Raw genomic sequence first — 2,310 nt, 5'->3', positions numbered from 1 at the left:
GAGATGGGGTACCTGGATACAAAATAAGTTCTCTACCGGAAATGGGTGCAAACAAGTATGGGGCACGGTGCTATCTCCTTATGTACTGGAAGGAAACTATATTACGACGTGGCCTGTGCCAACCTCCGTGGTACAAATTACAAACGGGACAGTCGCTAAAACACAAGGATGGACATATTAAGTTAATTAAATTTTTATAAAGGTTATTAAGTGAGTGCTTAATAACCTTTATAATTTAATAATCTAACCAGCGCTCGCTGTTTTGTCGTAGTCTTTGCCAATTTTCCATATAAAAAAACGAATTATCAAATTCAAGCCAATGGAATGGAAAAATAAGGAAGCCGCCGCGACACTGTAAGGTTGCTTTTTAAGCAATAAAAAATATACGCTCAGTTAATCTCCCCTGGCATTATTATCTGCGTCTATGACCTGTCAGGATGCATATTCAAATCTTTAGCCTTATAAGATAAGCTACACTACCAGGTCTGTTAAAAAAACCGTTAAAACGACTTACCGAAAAGAAAATCATTTTCATTGGCATATTGTGCCGTGTTCATTACCTTTGCACCTCAAATTAAAAAAGCGCGGAAATTTTTTTTAGCAAAATTCATTGAATGAAAACAGACAAAAACACGGTCATCGGCTTTGCGTTATTGGGTATTTTGTTTATCGCCTATTTTGCGATCACCAACAAAGAAAAAAACGCATTTGACAGCTCTCAAAAGCACATACAGGATTCCATTGCGCTTGTGCAGAAAGCTAATGCAAAACCTATCGATGCCGCGGCTGTAAAAATAGATTCACTTCGTGCCGACTCTATTTCCAGAACTTCTGCTGCAGGTGGTTTCGTTACCGCCGCAACCGGAACAACTCAAACGCAAGTGGTGGAAAATGACTTGATGAAAGTTACTTTTTCTAATAAAGGCGGCCAGATACAAAAAATTGAACTAAAGAATTATAAATCCTTCGACTCCTCTGCAGTCATTCTTGGCGGAACCAATAACCAATTGGGTTATTCCATCAATACTTCTAACAGAAGCTCCCAAAATACATCCAACCTGTATTTCACTGCTTTACCTATCGTAAAAAATGCCGACGGTAGTCAAACTGTTACCTACGAGCTCAAAGGTGACAGCGATCAGACTGTAGAGAATCAGTTTATCATCAAAAAAGATGATTATATGGTTGATTGGAATATCAATCTGAATGGCGCGCAACAGCTTCTTTCTCAAAATACATTAAACCTGCAATGGAGCAATAAGTTGCATCGTCAGCAATATGCGGTTAAATATGAAAAGGAACAATCCTACCTGGCGTATAATGATGTGCAAAAAGGGTATGACGACGATAGAGCCATGAGCGGTGCAGATCAAAATTTTGAACGCCCGATACACTGGATGGCATTTAAGCAGCAGTTCTTTAATATGACGTTATTATCTAAAACACCTATAAAATCGGGTTCCGCCAAAATGGTTTTGGCATCCAAAAAAGATATAGATGATAATAGCTTTACCGACAAAAATATTTTTAATGATACCGCAAGCTTGCAAATAGAGGCGCCTGCTTTAGCCGCTGTTTCTATTCCACTGCAACTCTATTACGGCCCGAATGAATATAATGTTCTGAAAAAGTACAATAATGAAATGCAGAACATGGTAGATCTCGGCTCCGGTATCGATGCTTTTGCTAAGTATGTGAACCGTTGGTTTATCATGCCGGTATTTAATTTCATTGCAGGTTTTGTATCCAACTTTGGATGGGTTATTATCTTACTGACGATATTCATTCGCTTAGTCACGTCTCCACTTACTTACAAAAGCTATTATAGTAGCGCCAAGATGAAAGTGTTGAAACCTGAACTGGATGAATTGAGAAAAAAATATGGTAAAGACCAACAAGGTTTTGCTATGGAACAGATGAAACTATTCCGGGAAGCAGGTGCCAATCCGCTTAGCGGGTGTATGCCGATGCTGCTGCAAATACCGATATTCTTGGCGCTCTACCGGTTCTTTAACTCCAATATTTCACTGCGGGGGCACAGTTTCCTTTGGGCGAAGGACCTGTCAGCTTATGATTCCATTATTCATTTCAGTACACATATACCTTTGTTGGGTGACCACTTAAGTTTGTTTACCATTACCTACTCGGTTACCAGTATGTTTACCAGTATGTATAATATGAATATGAATCCATCAGCTGGTGGACAAAATGCGCCAATGATGAAATATATGCCTTATTTCATGCCGTTCATTTTCTTCTTTGTATTCAACGGATTACCTTGCGCACTTACGCTGTACTACACAGTAAGTA

2 protein-coding genes are annotated in these 2,310 nt (G+C 39.1%); both read left to right on the top strand.

What is annotated here, in order from left to right; translation table 11 throughout:
• A partial coding sequence (locus tag ACQR30_RS11210; RefSeq protein WP_429735081.1) for a hypothetical protein occupies positions 1–181 on the top strand: 181 nt, incomplete at its 5' end.
• 433 nt (positions 182–614) lie between these two features.
• Positions 615–2,310: membrane protein insertase YidC (gene yidC / locus ACQR30_RS11205; protein ID WP_429735079.1), on the top strand; the 1,696-nt coding region annotated here is incomplete at its 3' end.

Origin of the sequence: Arachidicoccus sp., from assembly GCF_050436765.1 — a bacterium.
Taxonomy (GTDB): domain Bacteria; phylum Bacteroidota; class Bacteroidia; order Chitinophagales; family Chitinophagaceae; genus Arachidicoccus.
Note: the sequence above shows the minus strand (reverse complement) of the source record. Positions and strands in the feature narration are given on the sequence as shown.